25 protein-coding genes and 1 pseudogene are annotated in these 19,572 nt (G+C 64.6%); 9 read left to right on the top strand and 17 right to left on the bottom strand.

Annotated elements, in window-relative coordinates; translation table 11 throughout:
• Positions 1-16: 16 nt before the first annotated feature.
• The 9 genes from A5681_RS14355 to A5681_RS26565 all read right to left on the bottom strand — a co-directional run bounded on the left by A5681_RS14355 (position 17) and on the right by A5681_RS26565 (position 6,950).
• Positions 17-376 carry a four-helix bundle copper-binding protein gene (locus A5681_RS14355; RefSeq protein WP_067275712.1) on the bottom strand — a complete coding sequence of 120 codons (360 nt, stop codon included), beginning with the start codon at positions 374-376 and terminating at the stop codon, positions 17-19.
• Between the two features lie 121 nt (positions 377-497).
• Positions 498-1,001 (bottom strand): DUF421 domain-containing protein, encoded by a 504-nt coding sequence (locus A5681_RS14360; RefSeq protein ID WP_067275613.1) that lies wholly within the window; start codon positions 999-1,001, stop codon positions 498-500.
• A gap of 34 nt (positions 1,002-1,035) precedes the next feature.
• Positions 1,036-1,464, bottom strand: coding sequence for a Rid family hydrolase (locus A5681_RS14365; protein ID WP_067275617.1), 429 nt, complete (start codon positions 1,462-1,464; stop codon positions 1,036-1,038).
• Positions 1,465-1,726: 262 nt separating this feature from the next.
• A complete protein-coding gene (locus A5681_RS27745; RefSeq protein WP_082968358.1) occupies positions 1,727-2,002 on the bottom strand; it encodes a DUF6510 family protein in 276 nt (91 codons plus the stop codon).
• Positions 1,996-2,709, bottom strand: a complete 714-nt coding sequence (locus A5681_RS14370; RefSeq protein WP_419866325.1) for a ferredoxin reductase — start codon at positions 2,707-2,709, stop codon at positions 1,996-1,998. The genes A5681_RS27745 and A5681_RS14370 overlap by 7 nt, the downstream gene beginning before the upstream one ends.
• Before the next feature lie 56 nt (positions 2,710-2,765).
• Positions 2,766-3,365, bottom strand: coding sequence for a sulfite oxidase-like oxidoreductase (locus tag A5681_RS14375; protein ID WP_067275623.1), 600 nt, complete (start codon positions 3,363-3,365; stop codon positions 2,766-2,768).
• Positions 3,366-3,393: 28 nt separating this feature from the next.
• On the bottom strand, positions 3,394-4,761 hold the full coding sequence (locus A5681_RS14380; protein WP_067275626.1) for an NAD(P)/FAD-dependent oxidoreductase: 1,368 nt from the start codon (positions 4,759-4,761) through the stop codon (positions 3,394-3,396).
• 295 nt (positions 4,762-5,056) lie between these two features.
• Complete coding sequence (locus tag A5681_RS14385) at positions 5,057-6,472, bottom strand: NAD(P)H-quinone dehydrogenase (protein WP_067275629.1); 1,416 nt, start codon at positions 6,470-6,472, stop codon at positions 5,057-5,059.
• Between the two features lie 52 nt (positions 6,473-6,524).
• Positions 6,525-6,950: a DUF5709 domain-containing protein gene (locus tag A5681_RS26565; RefSeq protein WP_419866326.1), complete on the bottom strand. Its 426-nt coding sequence runs from the start codon at positions 6,948-6,950 to the stop codon at positions 6,525-6,527.
• A 446-nt stretch (positions 6,951-7,396) separates the two neighbouring features.
• Here A5681_RS26565 and A5681_RS14400 point away from each other — a divergent pair, with 446 nt between their 5' ends.
• The gene (locus A5681_RS14400) at positions 7,397-7,996 is read left to right on the top strand and encodes a sigma-70 family RNA polymerase sigma factor (RefSeq protein ID WP_082950412.1); all 600 of its coding nucleotides are present in this window, start codon (positions 7,397-7,399) and stop codon (positions 7,994-7,996) included.
• A 67-nt stretch (positions 7,997-8,063) separates the two neighbouring features.
• On the opposite strand, the gene tal is transcribed toward A5681_RS14400, so the two are convergent.
• From tal to A5681_RS14420, 4 genes are all read right to left on the bottom strand, one after another.
• Positions 8,064-9,152, bottom strand: coding sequence for a transaldolase (gene tal, locus A5681_RS14405; protein WP_067275639.1), 1,089 nt, complete (start codon positions 9,150-9,152; stop codon positions 8,064-8,066).
• A 156-nt stretch (positions 9,153-9,308) separates the two neighbouring features.
• The gene (gene msrA / locus A5681_RS14410) at positions 9,309-9,857 is read right to left on the bottom strand and encodes a peptide-methionine (S)-S-oxide reductase MsrA (RefSeq protein WP_067275642.1); all 549 of its coding nucleotides are present in this window, start codon (positions 9,855-9,857) and stop codon (positions 9,309-9,311) included.
• Positions 9,854-10,342: a peptide-methionine (R)-S-oxide reductase MsrB gene (gene msrB, locus A5681_RS14415; RefSeq protein WP_067275645.1), complete on the bottom strand. Its 489-nt coding sequence runs from the start codon at positions 10,340-10,342 to the stop codon at positions 9,854-9,856. Before msrB ends, msrA begins: the two co-directional genes overlap by 4 nt.
• Before the next feature lie 28 nt (positions 10,343-10,370).
• Positions 10,371-11,141 carry an SDR family NAD(P)-dependent oxidoreductase gene (locus A5681_RS14420; RefSeq protein ID WP_067275649.1) on the bottom strand — a complete coding sequence of 257 codons (771 nt, stop codon included), beginning with the start codon at positions 11,139-11,141 and terminating at the stop codon, positions 10,371-10,373.
• Positions 11,142-11,661: 520 nt separating this feature from the next.
• Here A5681_RS14420 and A5681_RS14425 point away from each other — a divergent pair.
• On the top strand, positions 11,662-11,973 hold the full coding sequence (locus A5681_RS14425; RefSeq protein ID WP_067275652.1) for a putative quinol monooxygenase: 312 nt from the start codon (positions 11,662-11,664) through the stop codon (positions 11,971-11,973).
• A gap of 65 nt (positions 11,974-12,038) precedes the next feature.
• Here A5681_RS14425 and A5681_RS26570 read toward each other — a convergent pair whose 3' ends face one another.
• The 3 genes from A5681_RS26570 to A5681_RS27750 all read right to left on the bottom strand — a co-directional run bounded on the left by A5681_RS26570 (position 12,039) and on the right by A5681_RS27750 (position 14,122).
• On the bottom strand, positions 12,039-12,665 hold the full coding sequence (locus tag A5681_RS26570; RefSeq protein ID WP_082950413.1) for a GNAT family N-acetyltransferase: 627 nt from the start codon (positions 12,663-12,665) through the stop codon (positions 12,039-12,041).
• A 103-nt stretch (positions 12,666-12,768) separates the two neighbouring features.
• Positions 12,769-13,503, bottom strand: a complete 735-nt coding sequence (locus tag A5681_RS14430) for an NADP-dependent oxidoreductase (protein ID WP_082950414.1) — start codon at positions 13,501-13,503, stop codon at positions 12,769-12,771.
• An 88-nt stretch (positions 13,504-13,591) separates the two neighbouring features.
• On the bottom strand, positions 13,592-14,122 hold the full coding sequence (locus A5681_RS27750) for a hypothetical protein (protein WP_231996312.1): 531 nt from the start codon (positions 14,120-14,122) through the stop codon (positions 13,592-13,594).
• Positions 14,123-14,449: 327 nt separating this feature from the next.
• Here A5681_RS27750 and A5681_RS27440 point away from each other — a divergent pair, with 327 nt between their 5' ends.
• The 7 genes and pseudogenes from A5681_RS27440 (at position 14,450) to A5681_RS14465 (ending at position 18,960) form a co-directional block, all read left to right on the top strand.
• Positions 14,450-14,620: a hypothetical protein gene (locus A5681_RS27440; protein WP_197498602.1), complete on the top strand. Its 171-nt coding sequence runs from the start codon at positions 14,450-14,452 to the stop codon at positions 14,618-14,620.
• Positions 14,581-14,931, top strand: a pseudogene (locus A5681_RS14440) (SufD family Fe-S cluster assembly protein); the annotation flags it as partial. The gene A5681_RS27440 and the pseudogene A5681_RS14440, both read left to right, overlap by 40 nt.
• Positions 14,931-16,115 carry a Fe-S cluster assembly protein SufD gene (gene sufD / locus A5681_RS14445; RefSeq protein ID WP_067275662.1) on the top strand — a complete coding sequence of 395 codons (1,185 nt, stop codon included), beginning with the start codon at positions 14,931-14,933 and terminating at the stop codon, positions 16,113-16,115. The pseudogene A5681_RS14440 and the gene sufD, both read left to right, overlap by 1 nt.
• Complete coding sequence (sufC, locus tag A5681_RS14450) at positions 16,115-16,897, top strand: Fe-S cluster assembly ATPase SufC (RefSeq protein ID WP_067275665.1); 783 nt, start codon at positions 16,115-16,117, stop codon at positions 16,895-16,897. The genes sufD and sufC overlap by 1 nt, the downstream gene beginning before the upstream one ends.
• A 2-nt stretch (positions 16,898-16,899) precedes the next feature.
• Positions 16,900-18,141 (top strand): cysteine desulfurase, encoded by a 1,242-nt coding sequence (locus A5681_RS14455; protein WP_067275673.1) that lies wholly within the window; start codon positions 16,900-16,902, stop codon positions 18,139-18,141.
• On the top strand, positions 18,138-18,638 hold the full coding sequence (gene sufU / locus A5681_RS14460; protein WP_067275677.1) for a Fe-S cluster assembly sulfur transfer protein SufU: 501 nt from the start codon (positions 18,138-18,140) through the stop codon (positions 18,636-18,638). The genes A5681_RS14455 and sufU overlap by 4 nt, the downstream gene beginning before the upstream one ends.
• Positions 18,613-18,960 (top strand): metal-sulfur cluster assembly factor, encoded by a 348-nt coding sequence (locus A5681_RS14465; protein ID WP_067275683.1) that lies wholly within the window; start codon positions 18,613-18,615, stop codon positions 18,958-18,960. Before sufU ends, A5681_RS14465 begins: the two co-directional genes overlap by 26 nt.
• 41 nt (positions 18,961-19,001) lie before the next feature.
• Here A5681_RS14465 and A5681_RS14470 read toward each other — a convergent pair.
• The coding region (locus A5681_RS14470; protein WP_067275721.1) for a DUF5666 domain-containing protein at positions 19,002-19,572 on the bottom strand (571 nt) is incomplete at its 5' end.

Below are 19,572 nucleotides of genomic sequence, written 5' to 3' on the forward strand. Positions count from 1 at the left end.
GCGCGACCAGGCATGGTCACACGTCGGCGCAGATGCGGCAGTGCTCATGATGCGCCGAGTGCAGATCACATTCGTCGCCGCAGGCCTTACACGTAACCGCGCATGCCTCCAGCACCGCTTGGGTGACGGTTGCGTCGTATGCCGTGTAACGAGACAATACGCGGCTCGTAGTCACGCAGATGTCGGCGCAGTCAAGGTTTGTGCGAATGCATGTCGTGAGATGCGCGAGCCGCTCCTCGCTAAGGTCGGAGTCCGCGCACGCCGTGCAGGCTTGAGCGCACTCTATGCAGACTTCGATACATCTGATCAGTTTGGCGCTGTCGATATCACCAAGCGGCCCGGGATAGGTCGCCAGCATGCTGCTCACGGTGCTCATCGAATCCCTCCTCTTCATCTGTCCTGAACTGTGTCCGTCCGCGACGTCGCCAGCGAAATACGCTGTAGTGAAAAGCGCTTCGATAGATCTCTCTTCATGAAGCCGGACGTAGCTCTCCGGTTCATCCGGCCGGTTTCCCCTTTACATCCGTCAACAAAATCGAGATTGCGCCCTTGGCTTCGAAGATCGCCAGGTGAATACGATCGGAGCTCTCGTGTCCGTGCTGTCGTAGCACAGCCTCGAGATCGGCAGTGGTCATTCCGCATCGACGAAGGTTGCGTCGGTCGACGTGTCCGTTGCGGATCAGCACTTTGAGAGGCGGATCGATGACACGTCGAATCGCCGGAATGAAGCGCAATCTCGCTAGTACAGCGTGGGCGACGAGAAGACTGATGAGCGCCGAGGTTGCGGTCAGCCACGAGCTATCGCTGGCGGTTGCAGCCCGACCGACGATGGCTCCGGCCGCCACCGCAGCGATCCAGTCGAATGGCGCGAATTCGGCGAGGGTCCGGCGCTCCATGAAACGAAAGAGGATTGCAGCGGTGAGGAATAGCGCCGAGGCTTTGACGGCCGCATCGACCGCGCCGGGCGGGTCACCAATCAGGGAATGAAATATTCGGTCCACCCGTGCCTCCGACCTCGCGACTGAGTGCAGACGTCTACTTCCTGCCCGAGTCGACGATCGCGACGACCTCGATCTCGACACGCTGGCCGGGCAATGCGAGCGCCTCAACGCCTAGCGCGGTCCACAGCGGCATACTCGCGCCGAATCGCTTGCGGAACTGGTCCACCATCACCGCCATATGTTCAGTCCCAATGGAATCAGGGGTCGTGGGGACATGGTAGGAGTGGACGTTCACGACGTCGCGCCAGGTGGCGCCGGCCTCAGCGAGCGTCTTTTCAACGTTGTCGCACGCCCGGACTATCTCCTCCTCCAGGGGTGTGCCCGGCATGGCGAAGTCCGCGTCCCAGCCACCTTGGCCGGAGATCTCAATGCGATCACCGATGCGAAGAGCTTGGCGGTAGTGGTTTCGAGTGCGGGCTATCTCGCCGTACCCGGGGGTGTCGAAGAACTCGAGTTCAGCCATGCTTCGGCCTCTTCTCCTCGTCGATTGTTGCCGCCTAGGTCGTTGCGACCGATCTGCTTGCCCGAACAGGACCGTCGGTCCGGGGCCCACAAGCCGGATCCAACGACAACTATCCGTGGGCGTGGGGTGAGGTGTCCTCATCCGGCTGGGTAATTCACCCGGGTGGAAACCGGCGCATGGCGTGTACGCCGCTGCAGTCGCCCCATCGCATCCACGATGTCGGCGGTACCCACGCGGCGGGCGAGTGCGTCGAGGGACTCCATCAGGGGGCCGGGATCGGGATACGCCAAGACTGGGCACCGCGGAAGTCGAGCCACACTTCGGTGGGCGTTCGCACCAGGCGGGCAAGGACGTCTCCGCAGCATGGACAACGCACCACGATGCCGGGTCCGCGTTGATAGACGTGACATTCGGCGAAGGCCCTGGCGCAACCGCATTTCCCACAAGTCAACGTCGCGGTGGTGACGTCGAATCCCAGTACTTCTGCGAAGACGCCCGCGGCCGCGTTACCGTCGACGTGCGTTGGTTCGGTCACCACTTCTCGCTTCCGGATTGGCTGCTCGGCCCGAACCGCTCGGTCCGGATCGCTGACGGTTGATGCCCCTGCTCGATCAGCATCGCGGTGACCGATTCTACGAATCCCGTTGGACCGCAGACGTATACGCGTGTGCCGACGATTGACGCCCACTCGGATGCCATGTCGACGATACGGACCCGCCCCGGCGGCCGAGTCGCCTCCGCTGGGGCCACGCGGGTGTAGACCAGCCCAACCTGCAGCCAGCCGCATTCGCGCTCGAGCCGGCTCAGCTCTTGGGCGTAGTACACGTCGCCGGGACTGCGCACCGAATAGACCAGCCGAAAGTCGGCGCTGCCCGCCACTACCCGCTGTCGAAGCATAGCCATCAACGGCACGATTCCCGATCCGCCGCCGATGAGCAGAACCCGAGCGGCGTCGTCGTCAGGCTGCCAGACGAACCAGCCGCCGATGGGTCCTCGGAGTTCGACCTCGTCTCCGGCGACAAGCCCGACGAGGTAGGGTGAGACTTCCCCATCGGGAATCTGCTGCACGGTGAGCTCGATGCGCTCACCGTCGGGTGGTTTGCTCAGCGAATAGCTGCGTTGCGCGGTGTACCCGTCTGCGGCGGTCAGCTTGAGATCAATGTGCTGCCCCGCCAAGTGGCCGCCCCAGCCCGGCACGGTCAGCTCTATCGTGTGCGCAGACTCCGTCTCGGGCTCAGAGTCCACCACACGCGCGACTCGCCACCGTAACTTCGGTCTCAGGTGACCATCCACAACCGTCGTCAATCCCCGGCGTAGCGTTGTTCTTGCCACGGGTCGCCGTAGTTGTGGTAGCCCAACCCCTCCCAGAATCCCGGTATGTCGCGGTCGCGCAGCTCGATGGATCTCACCCACTTCGCGGACTTCCAGAAGTACAGGTGCGGCACCAACAGTCGTGCCGGCCCGCCGTGCACCGCGCTAAGCGGTGCGCCCTGGTAGACATAGACGATCCAAGCCTTTCCACCGAGAAGGTCGCCCAACGGAAGATTGGTGGTGTATCCGCCGTAGGAACCGACCAGTGCGAATCTGGCGGTGGTGTCGATAGATTCGAAGAGCGTGTCCAGGGAGACGCCTTCCCACTCGGTATCCAGCTTGGACCAGGTGGTAACGCAGTGAATGTCCACGGTGAGCCGCTCACTGGGCAGGAGTTTGAGCTGGGCCCAGGTCCACGAGTGTTCAGCGCCGCGCTCGTCGCGAATGGTGAATCGCCAGTCATCAAGATCGATCCGCGGAGTGGGTCCTGCTTGCAGGACGGGGAAGTCCACGGTCAAATGCTGCCCGGGCGGGAGCTCACGCACCGACTCGCCGCGTCGTCCGCGAAAGCCCTTGTTGACGATGGTCATTGGTGTTCACCACGCTGCTTGCTGAATGTCATTCCGCGCCGGCCGCCTTCGGTAGCTGGACGACTGCGCCGGCCGTGTATTCGGCGTCAGTGCCCGGATCGAATCCCATCGACAACACGGTGCGGGGGAAGAAGACATCGGTGAGGTACGCCAGCGCGACTGCCCAGCGGTTGACGAGCCGGGGAAGCGCATAAAGGTGGTAGGCGCGGGCGACAAACTTCGCGGCATAGCCCGATAGGTGGATGCCCAGTGGGTTGGCGACGGCGTAGCGTGGACCCAAGTCGACCACCATGCCCTGATCGCTGTGGCGGTAATCCTTCCGCACACCGTAGCCGAGGCTGGCGGCGACGTTGCGGGCCAACGTCTTACCTTGCCGACTCGCATGCTGGGCGGTGGGCGGGGCGATCTTGCCCGGCTGGGTAAGGTCCGGGACCGCGGCGGCGTCGCCCGCGGCAAAGACCTCGGGATGACCTGGTACCTGCAAGTCGGCCTGCACTTTCAGCCGGCCCCGTTCCGTCTCCAAGCCCAGTGTGGCGATCAGCGGTGACGGGGTCACGCCGGCCACCCACGCCACGGTGTAAGTGTCGATGCGTGAATCATCGCTGAGCACAACATGATCGGCGTGGACCTCCTTGATGGTCGTCCCCAGCCGCACGTCGACCCCGCGAGAGCGCAGCACACGCATCGCCGCGTCGCCGAGCTTCTGCCCCAGCTCGGGCATGACTCGGTCCGCCAAGTCGAGCAGCACAAACCGCACAGAGGCCCGATCGAAACCCATTTGCTTCGCCGCTGCGTCGGCGAGCGCGCGCAGCTGCGCCGTCAATTCGGAACCGGAATACGACGCACCGACAACGACAATCGCGCGGCGCGCTGCGGCGCGTGCCTCGTTTTCGTCGACCTGAGCCAGTTCCAACTGCTCGATCACACGATCACGAAGATACAGCGCCTCGGCCGTCGACTTCAGACCGTGCGCGTATTTGGCCAAACCCGGCGTATCCAAAAGCCGGGTCACCGAGCCCGGTGTTAAGACCAGCCGATCCCACGACAGCGTCCCTCGCCGACCCTCCGGATCGGTGAACGACAGTAGACGCCGATCGAAGTCAACGCTATCGACCAATCCACGCACCGCCCGCACGCCCGTCAGCGTTCCGGCCAGCGGGACACAGACAAACCGGGGGTCCACCAGCCCACCGGCCACATCCGCCAGCAACGGCGTGTACTGCAGATAATCGACCGCCGAAACGATGGTCACCCTCACATCCGAGGCGCGCGCCTTATCAAGCCGTCGGGCCAGTCGCCGCGCGCACTCGAAACCGGCGAAGCCGCTGCCGACGATCACAACCGAGGTGGTCGGTGGCGCCTTCTGCGGTTGACGGCGGGCCGAGACCGGCTTCATATCTCTTCTCCTGTTTGGCATCTGGGTGGCGACGTGGTGTTGACGATCGATCGCACGACGTTGTCGTGCTCCTCGGTGACCACGCGACTGCGGCGCGGTAGACAGCTGTGGAGATATCCAGCACGAGCATCGCCCGACGCCGACGATCTGTCATCACTCCTCAGGCCGATTCACCCGGGTGATAATGCTCAATCCGCAATCCGGCTACACCGAATCGACTGCTCGTGGGGGCTGAGTGACGCGTGCTTCGAGGGAGTGCGAGCGGCGCACCTCGTCGACCTGGTGAATTCGTGCATCAGTCGAGCTCGGAGCGGGCTACGAGCCGGCGGGCCACCTCGGTGATCGAACCGGACAGCGACGGATATACCGCAAGCGTCTGCGCCAAATCATCGACGGTTATGCGGTTTTGAACAGCGATCGCGATCGGTAGTATCAACTCGGAAGCGATCGGCGCGACCACCACGCCGCCGATTATCACGCCGCTGTCCTGTCGGCAAAATAGCTTGACGAATCCCTGATGCAGCTCCGACATTTTCGCCCGCGCATTGGTTTTCAACGGCAGCATAATGATGCGGGCCTGAATGGACCCCTGGTCGATCGCGGCCTGCGAGACACCGACCGCCGCGACCTCCGGGTGGGTGAACACCGTCGCCGCAACGGTACGCAATCGCAGCGGATTTACGGCCTCACCGAGCGCGTGATACATCGCGATGCGGCCCTGCATGGCTGCAACGGAGGCCAACGGCAAAAGACCGGTGCAGTCCCCCGCCGCGTAGATGCCCGCGACCGATGTGCGCGATACGCGATCGACTGCAATGTAGTCGCCGGGCCCTGATCCGATGCCCACACGCTGTAGGCCTAGCCGGCCGGTGTTGGGTACCGACCCGAGTGTCATCAACGCGTGGGTGCCTTCGACCATTCGCCCGTCGGCCATTGTCACGAGCACCCCGCCGTCGGTGCGCCTCACGGATTTTGCCCGGGCGCCCTTGATTACTTCGACGCCACGTTGGGCGAAAGATTCCTCGAGCACCTGTGCGGCGTCGGCGTCCTCGTGCGGCAAAACCCGGTCGCGGCTCGCTACCAGCGTTACCGCCACACCCAACTCGGTGTAGGCATTGGCGAATTCGATACCAGTCACCCCGCAACCCACCACGATAAGGTGGTCGGGCAGCGAGTCCAGGTCATAAAGCTGGCGCCAGGTCAAGATCCGCTCGCCGTCGGGGTGTGCCGACGGCAGGATCCGGGGGCTGGCGCCGGTGGCGATCAACACGACATCGGCATCGCGCACCGTCGTACTGCCGTCACGCGCGGTGACTTTGACGCGGTGGCGCGCCAGACCGGGAGCCGCATCCACCAATTCGCCGCGGCCGGCGATCAACTCAACGTCCACAGCCAGCAGCTGGGCCGTGATATCCACCGATTGCTCAGCGGCGAGCGCCTTGATCCGCTGGTGGACTTCTGCCAAACAAATCTTGGCGTCGTCGACGTGGGCGTCAAAACCCAGCCTGGTCGCCCGCCGCAGTTCGGTGCGCAGCCCCGTCGAGGTGATAAAGGTCTTCGACGGCACGCAGTCACACAACACCGCGGCACCGCCGACCCCGTCGGAATCGACAACGGTGACGCGCGTTACGGCAGGACCTCGTGCCGCCGCTACTAGCGCTGCCTCATAACCGGCCGGGCCACCGCCAAGGATCACAATGCGGGTTACCACGGCTCAGATTTCACCCACTGGCCGCACGGTAGGTCATCGGAGACGCCATACCTCACCCGCGCTCCTCGTCGACGACGATATGCATGGCGGCTTCCTCCGCCGAGGCGGCGCCGCCGTCGATGCCGACGTCGTGGGCAAGGTAATCCGCACCCGGATCAGCTGGATCGACGTCGAAGGCGACAAGCCGGCCTGCACGCACATCGCCGACCTGATCGTCGATGGGCTCACCGTCGCTGTCGGCGCTATCACCAATCCCGTCGCCATCCCACTGGTCGGTCACGTCGGGCACCTCACGGGCCAGTCGGCGCGCAAGACTTTCATGGGTGCGCGCTTCCCTCGCGGTCAGTCCCCACGCTCGCAGTTCGCGGGGGCGTTCCGGAGGCGAGTAACCTTCGTCGAGGTCGATGCCCGTCTGTTCTGAGTCCAAGCTTTCTTCTGGCTCGAGCAGATGGGCCTGCACATCATCGAATTCAGAAATCCCCACCCGGCACCGTCTCCGTTCCGTAACTGCAAAGGTTTCGACAACAACACACAGCTGCGCAGCCATCGACGTCGTGATCATGGCGCGCAGAAGGGTGAGCTGTCGTCGTCCACCTCGGTCGATCACCCGGGTGATCTGGCGGCCAACTTGACCTGGCAGCGGCGCGGGCGCTCATCCGGATGAAATGTCCCGGTGGGTGATGACTGCTCACCCCGCGGTGATCGATGCTGGCACCAGTTGGCAAGCGCAGGTGCTGTGGAGGTTAGATGCGATGACAGGCGCACGTGCAGCTAGCGGCTCACGCACTTGGTTGGCGCAGTCCGTGAGACGCCGGCCCGTCGAGCAGGACAGGCCTTGCCTCGCGCCCGCGGCCTGCTTGGCTGGTGCTCGCGAGGGCGAGCCACGCTGCACGCCACTACTTTTCGCGGTAGCGGGAGAATAACGTGGGTTACGTACGAGCTGAATCGACGAAGGCGCCAGCCGGCGCGCTGAACGCTCACTTTGAAAGCGCCATCACCCCGCTCCTTGAGCCGCTGTATCGGCGCGCTCTTCGAATGACCTCCAATCGAGTGGATGCGGAGGATCTGGTGCAAGAAACGCTGCTCAACGCGTATGCCGGTCTCGGGTCATTCGAGCCCGGGACGAACCTCAAGGCATGGCTGCGGCAGATCATGACCAACACTCATATCAGCAGTTATCGGCGGCAAAAGCGCCGTCCCGCCCAGCATCCGGCTGGTGAGATCACCGATCAACAGCTCGTGGTCAATGCCCCCTGCACCCATCGGTTCCTACGGTCGGCCGAGGACCAGGCGCTCGAGATGCTGCCAGACCCCTACCTCAAGGCTGCAATGATGCTCTTGCCTGAGCAGTTTCGCATCGCGGTGTATTTCGCCGACATTGCGGGATACACGTATAAAGAGATCGCCGTCCTGACGGACACCGGACCAGGAACCGTAAGTTCCAGGCTCAATCGCGGCCGAAAACAGTTGCGCGATTTGCTATCCAGCTCGCCAACTAATCACGAGGCGCGGGTAGCGAGTTGATGCTGCTCGACCGGTAGATCAGCTGGCCCGATGACCACAACAAGCGCTCAGCACACGGCAAGCGTGGTTAGCGTTGAACCGACCGCGACCAGGACGCAGCGAACTTGGACACCCCGTCGTGTTCCAGGAGAGCGAACACATCGTGCAGGTCGATGCCGAGGGCGGTCAGCCGGTCGAACACCTCCTGGGCCTGCGCCGCCTTGCCGGTCACGATGTCACCGACGACGACGCCGTGATCGGCGACCGCCTCCAGCGTGGGCTCTGGAATCGTGCTGACGGTGTTGGGCGCCACCAGTCCGGTGACGTACATCGTGTCGGGGTAGGCGGGGTTTTTCACTCCGGTGGAGGCCCACAGTGGTCGTTGCAGGCGAGCACCCGCGGCGCGCAACGCCGCGTAGCGCGGCTCGGCTTCGAAGACCTGCTGATAGGCGGCGTAGGCCAATCGGGCGTTGGCGATGCCCGCCTCTCCCCGCAGCGCGAGCGCCTCATCGGTCCCGATTGCCTCGAGTCGCTTGTCGACTTCGGTGTCCACCCGGGATACGAATAATGATGCTACCGAATGGATTTGGGATAGGTCAGTGCCCGCGTGCCGGGCGGTTTCGATGCCGGCCAGATAAGCGTTCATGACCGCCCGGTAGCGTTGGACGGAAAAGATCAGCGTCACGTTGACACAAACACCCTTGGCCAACGCCGCGGTGATTGCGGGCAGACCGGCGGGGGTGGCCGGTATTTTGATTAGCACGTTGGGCCGGTCGACAATCTTGGCCAGCTCGACCGCCTGCGTGACTGTCGCATCGGTGTCGTGCGCGAGCGACGGGTCGACTTCGATGGACACTCTTCCGTCGACGCCGCCGGAACCTTCCCATTGTGGACGCAGGACATCGCAGGCCGCCCGGACGTCGTCGGTGATCGCCGTGCGGACCGCGGTGTCGATGTCCGTGCCGCGGGCCGTCAGCTCGGCGATCTGGCCATCGTAGGCGCGGCCGTTTGCAAGTGCATGCTCAAAGGTGGACGGGTTAGTGGTCACGCCGACAACGCTTCTCGTGTCGATAAGCTGTTGCAGCTTGCCGGATTGCAGCAGACCGCGGGACAAGTCGTCCAGCCAAACCGACACTCCCGCCGCCGACAACGCGGCCAGGTTCGGGTTCTGAGTCATCCCGTCGCCGCCGCTCGCCCATCGCTGGGCCGCGGTAGAACCCACCCCACGGCGCATGCTGTGCCAGAAAGCACCAGCGGCGCGTACGCGCTCAACAGCACCTGCCAATGCGGCGGGGCTGTCGCCCTGTCTTGTGTTACCGAGCCCATGTCGTTGCTAAGCCGGCTTGTCGCGTCCAGCCGCCGCGGCCTTTGCCCCGTCACCGCGGTTGGGTACCGTCCAATCGGGGCGGACGTAGTGGCAGGTGTAGCCCGATGGGTAGCGCTGCAGGTAGTTCTGGTGTTCGGGTTCGGCTTCCCAAAACTCACCGGCCGGGTTCACCTCGGTGACGACTCTGCCGGGCCACCTCCCGGAATCCTCGATGTCGGCGATGGTTCGCGTTGCGATTCGCTTTTGCTCGTCGTCCAGATAGAAAATTGCCGACCGGTAACTGGTTCCGACATCATTGCCCTGACGGTTCTTGGTGGTCGGGTCGTGGATCTGGAAAAAGAATTCCAACAGCGCCCGATAATCGGTCTGGTCTGGGTCGTAGGTGATTTCGACTGCCTCGGCGTGCCCGGGGTGATTGCGGTAGGTGGGGTGTGTGTTGCTGCCACCGGTGTAGCCGACACGGGTGGTCACCACGCCGGGCTGCGCGCGGAAGAGGTCCTCCATGCCCCAAAAGCACCCGCCCGCGAGAATAGCGATCTTGTCGTGCCCGGTCATGATTGTCGCTCGCCGACGCTTTGGGCCTGTTCCGATACGTCGTTCGCGAACAATCGCAGATATCGTCCATAACCCTGGGCTTCCAGGTCATCGCGGTGGATGAATCGCAGCGATGCCGAGTTGATGCAGTAGCGCAGGCCGCCCGCTTCTCGGGGGCCGTCCGTGAATACGTGCCCCAGATGACTGTCGGCATGGGCGGAGCGCACCTCGACCCTTTGCATGAAGTGGCTAAGGTCGCGCCTCTCAACCAGGCTGTCCGAGTCGATCGGCCGGGTGAAGCTGGGCCAGCCACTTCCGCTGTCGAATTTGTCCACCGAGGCGAAAAGCGGTTCGCCAGAAACAATGTCGACGTAGATGCCTGGTTCATGGTTGTCGCAGTATTCGCCTGTGAACGGAGGCTCCGTGCCGCTCTCCTGGGTGACGTGGTATTGCTGGGGGCTGAGCGCGTCGACCGCGGCAGGATTCTTGCGGTATTGGTGTGACATCTGGTCTCCTTCGTTCGGGCAGGCTTGTTTAGTTGCGCCCGGCCATGATGCCGCCGTCGACGTTGAGAATCGCACCGGTGACCCAGCTGGCCGCATCAGACAGCAGATACGTCACTGCGTTGGCCACGTCGGCCGGGTTCCCGACTCGTCCCAGCGGATGAAGCGGCGCGAAAGTGGCAAGCGTGGCGTCGATCTCGTCCTTCGGGATGAAGCCCTCGTAGAGCGGGGTCTTGACCACAGCTGGCGCCACCGCGTTGACGCGAATGTTGTGGCCGGCGAGCTCGATGGCCAGGTTGTGGGTGAGCGCATGCAGGCCGGCCTTTTGCATCGAGTAAACCGACGAAGGAGTCAGGCCGATCGCCTGGTGTGCCCACATGCTGCCGATGTTGACGATGGACCCGCCCTCCCCCTTGGCGATCATGCCCGCGACAACGGTCTGCGTCAGGAAGAACAGGGCATAGTTGAGCTCCATGTACGAGTCATAGGTCGGCGCGTCATATTCGAGAAACGGCTTGGGGACGAAGAATCCGGCCGCGTTGACGAGCAGCGTCGCATCGCTGTGGTTCTCGGAAAGTGCGCGCTGAACATCGGCGACCGCGGTGCGATCGGTCAGCTCCGAGGTGATCCCCCACGCCTGGCCGCCTTCGCCCGTCAGTTCGGTCACCGTGTCATCCACACGGTCTTTCGACCGTCCGATGATCACCGCGCTACCGCCGTGGCGCATGACGTCAACGGCGACCTGCCGGCCCATACCGGCGCTGCCCCCGACGACGACGACCTTCTTGGAATCGAAGTGCATGGTGAGACCCTTCTGCTAATCGTTCTCGACGGCTCGCCGCTGGGCCATCGCCTTTGCCCGGCAACGCGATTTGTAGCCTTGGCGTCGACGTCCGGCGCCCCGATGTCAAAGTCGAACTGCCGTCGAGTCTGCTGCGTCGCGGGGTGAGCCGTCATCACCCCGGCGTCGATTCACCCGGGTGAGTTGTGCATCCCCGAGGCCAACATCGACTCCGCGGGGACGCTCAGAGGCCGGCCGAGGCTGCTGAGTTATGAACGCGCAGTGGGTAATTCAGCGCAGCCGCAATCACCGAGGGGGTAGGCTTGCCTAGAGTCTTGGCGATGCTCACGACAAGATGCGGAGCAAAGCGATGGCGAATGTCGTTCACCAAGTAGGCCGCCATATCCCCGGCAGTCAATTCGATTGCGGGTGACGCACCATCAATTGCGCCGTGGCGGTACAAGAATGATGGCGCCGGCGAGGTAGTTACTTGATCCCGTGATGTCGAATCCCTTGAGAAGACAGTGAAGGAGCGTCAAACATGTACGGGCCAGATGAAGAAGTAGTGCTGATCACCGAGGCCGTGGCTTTGCCGGGCAAGGGAGACGACCTGCGACGCGCGTTCGTTGGGTTAATTCCTCCGTCGCTGGCCGAAGGAGCCGTTAGCACCTTTAGGCTGCACGAAGATCGCGATCGGCCCGGGCATTTCACGCTTTATCAGCGGTTCCGCAACCAGCACGGGGTCGACCTCCACGTTCAAACCGATCATTTCGCGCTCAGCGTGGAAGCGTTGTCACAGTTTGCTCAGGACGGCGAGGCCCAGACCACCTTCTACCGGGTGGTGAGTGGGTGAGCCTCCAGATGGCGCGACAAAAGCTTGGCCAACTTCCTGCTTAGGTTACATCCAGGCTAGGCCGCTTACGGAGCCTGTGCACACGCCGGCTCTGGCAGGTCAAGGTCCGCTTTGTTTAGTCGATAGACCTCAAGGGTCAGGTTGTAGTACTTGTCGGTTTCACCGACCCATTCCATGCCCACTCGTCGAGCCGTAGCCACTCCGCGATCATTGCCTGGCCGCACGACTGCGAAAACCTCGCTGACACCGATATTTGTGAATGCTTGATGCGCCACCGCATGACCGGCCTCCGCACCGAAACCGTGCCCCCATAGAGCCGGCGCAACTTGCCAGCCGATCTCGAGATCGGTGCAGCCGGGTGGTAGAGGAAGCAGTGCCACTCCCCCGACTAAGTCGCCGGAGTACCTATCGGTGATCGCCCACCGTCCCACGGGCAGGCCGGATCCGTCGCTCTGCCGGATCCATTCGCCCAAGAGATGCCGCATGTGGGCGCGGTCGGCGATCAACGGCAGCGCCGGACACAGCCAACGCGAAACCTCCGGCGCTCCGTATATCCCGTAAGCGGCACGGTCGTCTTCGAATTGCCATGGGCGCAACTGGAGACGGGCCGTCAGGATGCGTCGGGTGTGGGGGTCCCATTCGACGTGACGGTGATCATCCAATGTCGCCTCCTTCAGATCGTGAAAACTCATACCGGAAAATGTGACCCACTAGGAAAGCAACGCCGGTAAAGAAGGTGACGATCGCGGTCGGCGTGGTACCGACATTGAGTGGTCGCCGAGTTGAGCGGTTGGCCTATGCCTCGGCGACGCGAAGCACAACCTTCCCCTTCTTCCCGCGCTGCTCGGTGCGCGCAAAAGCCTCTTCGAATTGGTTCAGCGCAAAGACCGTGTCGATCTGCGGATGCAGCTCCGGAAGCGCCGCGAGCTGCGCTCCGTTCGGTTCCACAACGAAGTACTGCGCGCCCGGCGTCTCGGCCGCGATCGTCACGATGCGCCCGGCGCGCTCTGCGCTACGAGCAAGCGCCTCACCGCCGGTGGTGTCGAACAGGAGGTCGCAGTCCTCTCCTTCGCCGACCAGAACCGCCCCGAGGTGCCGTGCGAGTTGAGCGGCGATGTGCCCGACGCCGCCATGCACGCCCGTGATGAGCACGCGCTGCCCGGCCGTGACCTTGCCGTGGACGACCAGCGCCTGAAACGCGGTCAGTCCAGTCATCGGAAGCGCCGCGGCTTGCTCGCGGCTCAGTGCGGATGGCTTCGGAGCGAGCAGGGATTTCGGTACCGCGGCCCACTCGGCGGCGACGCCGTCGTGGTCGAACGGTGTCAGCGCGATGACCTCCTCGCCGGTCGATTCGACGACACCGCACAGCTCATATGAGGGGATCGCCGGCAACCGATCGGTCGGCCAGGCCAACTCACCCCGTGTGATCGCCGCGGCATGGACCCGCACAAGCGCCTCGTCCGGCCCGGGCTCGGGTTGGGCAATCTCTTCTAGTCGTAGTCCGTCCGCGTACAGACGTATCGCCCTCATGAAATTCTCCTTCGTATGATTTGTGATTACACAACGAATAGTGCTGACAGCACTTAGCTTTTCGGGTTCAGCTCCAGTGTCGGGGTTTCTAGAGCATCACCACAACCTGCAGAATGTCGGAGACGAACACGATCGACCGGTCGCAGGTCGGGCATCGAGCGATGCGGCGGGAAAGCCACCGCACCGGCGTCGCCGGCCGTAACTCGCGCACCGTGCACTCGGCCGTGTATTCCAACGCGTCGAGATGGCCGGCGCACACGAAGCCGCACGCATTGCCGGCCTCGTCACAGTCAAAGCGCTTGCAGTGACCGACCATGTGGAATTCGATATAGGCCTCCGCCGGTTGTTTGCATCGAAATCCGTTGTCCAAGAATGCGATCTGACATTGAGGGCCGAAATCAAGATGTTCGATGCCACGGGGAGCCACTGCCGGGTTACCCACCAGCGGGGTGCCGATTGGGCTGGCAAGTGCACCATCGACCGCGCCGCGCGGACACTCATTCCGTCCAATCTGAACCGGCGAACTCGTGTTCGCGGCATCAATCGGTTGGCGGTCGAACCTCGCCGCGCGGACGCAGTGGAGTGACGTCGGCGGACATCCGCCGTAGCCGTTGGGCATCGGCGTTACCCTCTGAGCGTCAAAGTCGATGGGCACGTCGTGGCACTCCTGTGATTCTGCGTCGAGACCCCGTTAGGCGGTCCGCTCATCAGTGAGCTTGACGCGCGTCGGGGTGAATAGTCATCACCCCGACCGATCATTCACCCGGGTGAGTGACACAAGCGCACATTGGGTGGGCCAACGTTATGGAGTAACCGGCGTGCGGTCCCGGGAAGACACCAATTCGCGGGCTCGCGACCTTAGTGATCTCGGTTACGGTCCGGTGATATCTCGCTTCGAACGGGTATGCCTGGCCGAACCCATCGCTATCACGATCGGAGCGCGCCGATGGCTACCACGGTCAAACCCCGTACGGCCAGGCTCGCGCTGGTCGCCGTGGCCGCGGTGATCCTCGGGTTCGTCGCCATGTGTCATTCGAGCGACACCGACACCGGCAATGCCGCCAAGCCGACGGTGCCGGCGGCGGCCGCACCTCCTACCGGGGCCTGGTGCAGGTGAACAAGGGCGCGCACGGCTCGCGTTCCAGCGTGAAATGCGATGCGCTGCTGGTCGATACGATCAGCCGCAGCGACACCTACCCGTATGTCGACATCCGCGAGGACGACGTCACGATGGGCCATGAGGCCACCGTGTCCAAGGTCAGCGACAACCAGCTGTTCTACCTGATGAGCCGCGGGCTGACCGAGGATGAGGCCATGGCGATGGTGGTGCGCGGCTTCGTCGAGCCGATCGCCAAGGAGCTGCCCATGGAGTACGCCCTGGAGCTCAACCGGCTCATCGAGTTGCAGATGGAAGGCTCGGTCGGCTAGTGACGAACGTGACTGAAGCGGTTGAGGGTTCGGCCCTCGCCGCGGCCAACAAGGGTGAGCTGTTCGCCTCGTTTGACGTGGACGCGTTCGAGGTGCCCAGCGGCCGCGACGAAATCTGGCGCTTCACGCCGCTGCGGCGGCTGCGCGGCCTGCACGACGGGTCGGCGCAGGCCACCGGCAAGGCGCAGATCGACGTGGCCGAGCGGCCGGGCGTGCGGGTCGAGACCGTCCGCCGCGGTGACGAGCGGCTCGGACGCGGCGGTGTGCCCACCGACCGCGTTGCGGCGCAAGCGTTTTCGTCGTTCAACTCCGCGACGGTGGTGAGCGTCGGGCGGGACACGCAGATCGCCGAGCCGGTCAACATCACCGTGACGGGTCCCGGCGCGGGCGCGGTGGCCTACGGGCACCTGCAGATCAACGTCGCCGAGCTGGGCGAGGCGGTCGTGGTGATCGACCTGCGGGGCAGCGGAACCTACGCCGACAACGTGGAATTCATCGTCGACGACGCCGCCCGGCTCACCGTGGTGTGGATCGCGGACTGGGCCGACGACATGGTTCACCTGTCCGCGCACCACGCCAAGCTGGGCAAGGACGCCGTGCTGCGGCACGTGGCCGTCACGCTGGGCGGCGAGGTGGTGCGGATGTCGGCCAACGTGCGCTATGCCGCCCCGGGCGGGGATGCCGAGTTGCTCGGGTTGTACTTCGCCGACGACGGGCAGCACCTGGAATCGCGGCTGCTGGTCGACCACGCGCAGCCGAACTGCAAGTCCAACGTGCTCTACAAGGGTGCGCTGCAAGGGGATCCGGCGTCGCAGCGGCCCGACGCGCACACCGTGTGGGTGGGCGACGTGCTGATCCGCGCCGAGGCCACCGACACGGACACCTTCGAGGTGAACCGCAACCTGGTGCTCACCGACGGCGCGCGCGCCGACTCGGTGCCGAACCTGGAGATCGAGACCGGCGAGATCGTCGGCGCCGGGCACGCCAGTGCCACCGGGCGTTTCGACGACGAGCAACTGTTTTACCTGCGCGCCCGCGGCATTCCCGAAGACCAGGCGCGCCGGCTGGTGGTGCGTGGATTCTTCGGCGAGATCATCTCGAAGATCGCCGTGCCGGAGATCCGGGAACGCCTCACTGCCGCCATCGAACACGAACTGGAAATCACGGAGAAGACAACAGCGTAATGACGACTTTGGAAATTAAAGACCTGCACGTCAGCGTCGAGGACCCCAACGCCGCCGAGGGAAACCGCGAGATTCCCATCCTCAACGGCGTCAACCTGACCGTCAATTCCGGTGAGACGCATGCGGTGATGGGTCCCAACGGATCCGGCAAGTCCACGCTGTCCTACGCCATCGCAGGGCACCCGAAGTACCGGGTCACCTCCGGGTCGATCACCCTGGACGGCCAGGACGTGCTGGACATGAGCGTCGACGAACGCGCCCGCGCCGGGCTGTTTTTGGCCATGCAGTACCCCGTCGAGGTGCCGGGCGTGTCGATGTCGAACTTCCTGCGCAGCGCCGCCACCGCCGTGCGCGGCGAGCCGCCGAAACTGCGGCACTGGGTCAAGGAGGTCAAGTCGGCCATGGCCGACCTCGACATCGACCCCGCGTTCGCGGAACGCAGTGTCAACGAAGGGTTTTCCGGGGGGGAGAAGAAGCGCCACGAAATCCTGCAGCTCGGGTTGCTCAAGCCCAAGATCGCCATCCTCGACGAGACCGACTCCGGCCTGGACGTGGACGCGCTGCGGGTGGTCAGCGAGGGCGTGAACCGCTACGCCGAGGCCGAGCACGGCGGCATCCTGTTGATCACCCACTACACCCGGATCCTGCGTTACATCCACCCGCAGTTCGTGCATGTGTTCGTCGGGGGCCGGATCGTGGAGTCGGGCGGCCCGGAGCTGGCCGACGAGCTCGAGGAGAACGGCTACGTGCGCTTCACCGAAGCGGCCGCCGCGGGAGCGTGAGCATGGCCGCATTGGACGTCGACGCCATCCGCGCTGACTTTCCGATCCTCAAGCGCGTGATGCGCGGCGGAAAGCAGTTGGCGTACCTGGATTCCGGCGCGACGTCACAGCGCCCGCTGCAGGTGCTCGACGCCGAACGCGAGTTCCTGGTCACCTCCAACGGCGCGGTCCATCGCGGCGCGCACCAGCTGATGGAGGAGGCGACCGACGCCTACGAGCAGGGCCGCGCCGATGTCGCGGCGTTCGTCGGCGCCGACGCCGACGAGCTGGTCTTTACGCGAAACGCCACGGAGGCGCTGAACCTGGCCTCGTATGTGCTGGGCGATAAGAGGTTTGACCGCGCAGTCGGCAAGGGCGACGTCGTCGTCACCACCGAGCTCGAGCACCACGCCAACATCGTCCCGTGGCAGGAGCTGGCCCGCCGCAGCGGCGCCACCCTGCGCTGGTACGGCGTGACCGACGACGGCCGCATCGACCTGGACTCGCTCGAGCTGGACGAGCGCGTGAAGGTCGTTGCGTTCAGCCATCATTCGAACGTGACCGGCGCGGTGGCACCGGTGGCCGAGCTGGTCCGCCGCGCCAAGGCGGTGGGCGCATTGACGGTGCTGGACGCCTGCCAGTCGGTGCCGCACGAGCCGGTCGACTTGCATGCGCTCGACGTCGACTTCGCCGCGTTCTCCGGCCATAAGATGTTGGCCCCCAACGGGGTCGGCGCCCTCTACGGCCGCCGGGCGGTCCTCTCGGAGCTGCCGCCGTTCCTCACCGGTGGGTCGATGATCGAGACCGTGACCATGGAGGCGTCGACCTACGCCCCGGCTCCGCAACGGTTCGAGGCCGGCACGCCGATGACCTCCCAGGTCGTCGGGTTGGGCGCGGCCGCACGCTATCTGGGTGCCGTCGGCATGGGCGCGGTCGAGGCGCACGAGCGCGAGCTGGTCGCCGCGACCCTGGAGGGCCTGTCGGGCATCGACGGCGTGCGGATCATCGGGCCGACCACGATGGAACACCGTGCCTCACCGGTGTCGTTCGTCGTTGACGGGGTGCACGCCCACGACGTCGGGCAGGTGCTCGACGACGAGGGCGTCGCGGTCCGGGTGGGGCATCACTGCGCGATGCCGCTGCACCGCCGGTTCGGCGTGGCGGCCACCGCCCGGGCGTCGTTCGCCGTGTACAACACCACCGACGAGGTCGAACGCCTGGTGGCCGGCGTGCGCCGCGCGCTGGAATTCTTTAGGAGTGACTGACGGTGCGCCTGGAGCAGATGTATCAGGACGTGATCCTCGATCACTACAAGCATCCGCAGCACCGCGGGCTGCGCGAGCCGTTCGGCGCGCAGGTGTATCACGTCAACCCGGTGTGCGGGGACGAGGTGACGCTGCGGGTCGCGCTGTCGGACGACGGCCGGCGCGTGGCCGACGTCTCCTATGACGGGCAGGGCTGCTCGATCAGCCAGGCGGCGACCTCGGTGCTCACCCAGCAGGTGATCGGTCAGACGGTGCCCGAGGCGCTGGACACCATCGCCGCGTTCACCGAAATGGTGTCCTCGCGCGGCACCGTCGAAGGCGATGAGGACGTCCTGGGCGACGGCATCGCGTTCGCCGGAGTGGCCAAATACCCGGCCCGGGTGAAATGCGCACTGCTGGGCTGGATGGCCTTCAAAGACGCGTTGGCCCAAGCTTGTTCAGGCAGGGGCGCGGACTTCGAGGAGGAACAGGATGAGCGAGACCGCCGCACCGGGTGACGAATTTCTTGCCGACCTCGAGGAGGCGATGCGCGACGTCGTCGACCCCGAGTTGGGCATCAACGTCGTCGACCTCGGGCTGGTCTACGGCCTCAACGTGGAAGAGGGCGACGACGGGACCGTCGCCCTGCTCGATATGACGCTGACCTCGGCGGCCTGCCCGCTGACCGACGTCATCGAGGACCAGTCGCGCAGCGCGCTGGTCAGCAGCGGGCTGGTCGACGACCTGCGGATCAACTGGGTGTGGAACCCGCCGTGGGGTCCGGACAAGATCACCGAGGACGGCCGCGAACAACTGCGCGCCCTGGGCTTCACCGTCTGAAGCCACCTGCCCTTCCGCTAGCCAATGGCGGCAATCCGCCGCTAAAGGTGGAAGGGCAAATGCGGCAGGTGAAGGTGGTGGTGCGGGCGCCCCATCGGTGGGCATTGTTCCAGGCTGATGGTCGTCGCCTGGAGCGCGCCTCCGTCGTTCGTGCCCTGAGCTCCCATGCATGTGCCGTTGGTGATCGCCTGGGTGTTGCTGATCGTCTGCTTCTTGTAGGACGTCGCGTCGTTGACGGTCACCGTGGTGGGGCCGCCGGGGCCAATCCCATTGACCGCGATCGCGTTCCCCGATACCGATGCGACCGTGCCGTAGAAGCCAGCGGGCGGCGGGCACTTACCGTCGACGGGCGCGGTGATCATGATGGTCTGCGCCGTGACGCCGGCGGTTGAACTTTGCGGCGTCGCTCGCACGTTGACACAGCTGCCCGGGGTGGCATCTCCCAGCTTGGCCGGGGCAACCTGGAAGACGGGAGTCGCCGGGGCGAAGTCGACCGTCGCCGAGCCGCTGCGCGTTCGGAGCTGAATCTTGTCGCCGGCCACCGACTGGACCATGCCCTCGACGTAGTCCTTGCCCACGGGTGGGGGGGGGGGGGGCGACCCCGCGCTGGGC

The organism is Mycobacterium scrofulaceum, from assembly GCF_001667885.1.
Lineage (GTDB): Bacteria > Actinomycetota > Actinomycetes > Mycobacteriales > Mycobacteriaceae > Mycobacterium > Mycobacterium scrofulaceum_C.